At 52.8% G+C, this 1,787-nt stretch carries 4 protein-coding genes; all 4 read left to right on the forward strand.

Annotated features, from left to right (window positions below):
• Positions 1-158 precede the first annotated feature (158 nt).
• Genes ACE4YL_RS02700 through ACE4YL_RS02715 form a run of 4 tightly spaced genes read left to right on the forward strand, consistent with a single transcriptional unit; the run spans position 159 to position 1,769 of the window.
• On the forward strand, positions 159-629 hold the full coding sequence (locus tag ACE4YL_RS02700) for a phage tail tube protein (RefSeq protein ID WP_461369155.1): 471 nt from the start codon (positions 159-161) through the stop codon (positions 627-629).
• A 3-nt stretch (positions 630-632) separates the two neighbouring features.
• A complete protein-coding gene (locus tag ACE4YL_RS02705) occupies positions 633-1,037 on the forward strand; it encodes a phage tail tube protein (protein ID WP_461369156.1) in 405 nt (134 codons plus the stop codon).
• Between the two features lie 13 nt (positions 1,038-1,050).
• On the forward strand, positions 1,051-1,455 hold the full coding sequence (locus tag ACE4YL_RS02710) for a hypothetical protein (RefSeq protein WP_461369157.1): 405 nt from the start codon (positions 1,051-1,053) through the stop codon (positions 1,453-1,455).
• Positions 1,456-1,469: 14 nt separating this feature from the next.
• Positions 1,470-1,769, forward strand: coding sequence for a phage tail assembly protein T (locus tag ACE4YL_RS02715; protein ID WP_461369158.1), 300 nt, complete (start codon positions 1,470-1,472; stop codon positions 1,767-1,769).
• Positions 1,770-1,787: the final 18 nt, after the last annotated feature.

Here is a 1,787-nt window from a genome sequence, read left to right on the forward strand (position 1 = left end):
GGCCGTGATTGATGCCGTCGAGGGCTTCACTGGCACGATGGGCGGTGGCCTGGACGTGATTCTGGCAAGCGTGGACAATGACCGTCAAATTGCACAAGACGGGATTGATGAGATTTACCATCATGTTGACGTGATGATTGAGTATAAGGGGTGATGACATGGCTGAAGCAACTGGACTCGGCACTCAGTTTCTACGAGAGACTGCTGTGACCGGGGTTTTTGACGCGATTGCGCAGGTGGCAAGTATAACACCTCCACAACTCACAAGAGACACGGTGGACGTTGAAGAGCTTGCCCCGGCTGATGACTTCAAGAAGAAGTTGGTTGGCTTGATTGACGGCGGAGAGTTCTCTGTGACGCTCAACTTCGATCCGGAAGAGCAGGGCCACAAAGACCTTGAAGATGACTTCGCGAACGGCGTCCCATACAACTACCGCATTCAGTTCCCGTTCGACGAAGAGGTCTATTCCGACGGTGGATATTACGACATTACCGGCATCGTGACGGGCTTTGCGCCTCAAGAGATCGCTGCAAGCGACGTCATGCAGGCCGAGGTCACAATCGCTGTGACTGCAAAGCCGACGTATGAAGAGCTGGTAGAAATTGTAGAAATTATTGAGGAGGGGTGACAAATGGCTGAATCAACGGGTCTAAAGACCCAGTTCATATTGGGGGCAAACACAATAGGACAGGTGGCAAGTATTTCTCCGCCAGGGCCAACGAGAGAAACGGTTGATGTGGAGGACTTGAACCCTGCTGATGAATTCAAGAAGAAGTTGATTGGGCTGATAGATGGTGGGGACATGTCATTCACAATCAACTTCGATCCTGAGAATGCAACGCACCAGGCGTGCGAGGCTGCGCTCTACAGCGGCGCAGAACAGACGTGCAAGATTAAATACAAGAGCGGCAAGGGCTACACATTTAGCGGCTATGTGACGGGCTTTGCGCCACAGGAGATTACCGCCGGTGACGTCATGCAGGCCGAGGTAACAATTGCAGTCACGTCCAAGCCCACGTATGGGGCAATAGCATAGGAGGACATGAGATATGGCTAAGGTCAAAATACTGACACGAGATGCGATCCTGCAAGCGGAGGACCTCCCTCGCGAGCTGGTTGAAGTGCCTGAATGGGGTGGTTGCGTCTATGTGCGCACACTCACAGGCACTGAACGCGATGCTTTTGAGGCTTCTGTTGTAGAACAGCGTGGAAAGTCCACCAAGATGAACCTCCGCAATATCAGAGCAAAGCTGGTTGCATTGACTGTCGTTGATGAGGAAAGCAACCGGATATTCTCTGATGCGGATGTCGGCCAGCTTGGAAAGAAGTCAGCCGTTGTTTTGGACAGGCTCTTCGAGGTAGCACAGAGACTCTCTGGCCTCAAAGACGAGGATGTGGAGGAACTAGCAAAAAACTCAGACGGCGGCCTCAGCGAAGATTCTATTTTCGGTTAGCCCTGGCCCTTGGCATGACAGTTCGGGAGCTCCTGGAGCGCATTGACAGCCGGGAGCTCTCTGAGTGGATGGCCTATTTTGAACTAGAGCCCTGGGGAACTGAGGTCGATGATTGGCGGGCTGGGCTGGTGGCGTCTACCATAGCAAACGTCAACAGAGACCCGAAAAAGCAAAAGAAGCCATTCCAGCCGAAGGATTTTATGCTTGAGCGCGACAAAGAACCCACACCAACGCAGTCTCCGGAGGACCACCAGAAAATTCTCGGAATGTGGGGGCGCGTCTGGCAGGACAAGTTTGATGACGGCGACTCTTGACGGGTCGCCTTTTATTTT

The sequence above is a fragment of the Candidatus Darwinibacter acetoxidans genome (assembly GCF_041936445.1).
Lineage (GTDB): Bacteria > Bacillota > Limnochordia > Darwinibacteriales > Darwinibacteriaceae > DTU010.